Annotated in this window: 1 protein-coding gene; it reads left to right on the top strand. The window is 74.6% G+C overall.

Annotated features, from left to right (window positions below; all coding sequences use genetic code 11):
• A partial coding sequence (locus ADK60_RS26710) for a beta-ketoacyl synthase N-terminal-like domain-containing protein (RefSeq protein ID WP_199839769.1) occupies nt 1-327 on the top strand: 327 nt, incomplete at both ends.

The following is a 327-nucleotide window of genomic DNA, read 5'->3' on the forward strand; positions in this document are numbered from 1 at the left end:
TCACCGTGGACACGGCGTGCTCGTCCTCGCTGGTGGCGCTGCACCTCGCGGTACGGGCGCTGCGGTCCGGCGAGTGCTCGCTGGCCCTGGCCGGCGGCGCGACCGTGATGTCCACGGTCGGCATGCTCGTGGAGTTCAGCCGTCAGGGCGGTCTGGCCCCGGACGGCCGCTGCAAGGCGTTCGCGGCAGCCGCCGACGGCTTCGGCCTGGCCGAGGGCGTGGGGATGCTGCTGCTGGAGCGGCTGTCGGACGCGCGGCGCAACGGGCATCCGGTGCTGGCGGTGGTGCGTGGCTCGGCGGTGAACCAGGACGGTGCGAGCAACGGCC

It is taken from the genome of Streptomyces sp. XY431 (genome assembly GCF_001279805.1).
Taxonomy (GTDB): Bacteria; Actinomycetota; Actinomycetes; order Streptomycetales; family Streptomycetaceae; genus Kitasatospora; species Kitasatospora purpeofusca.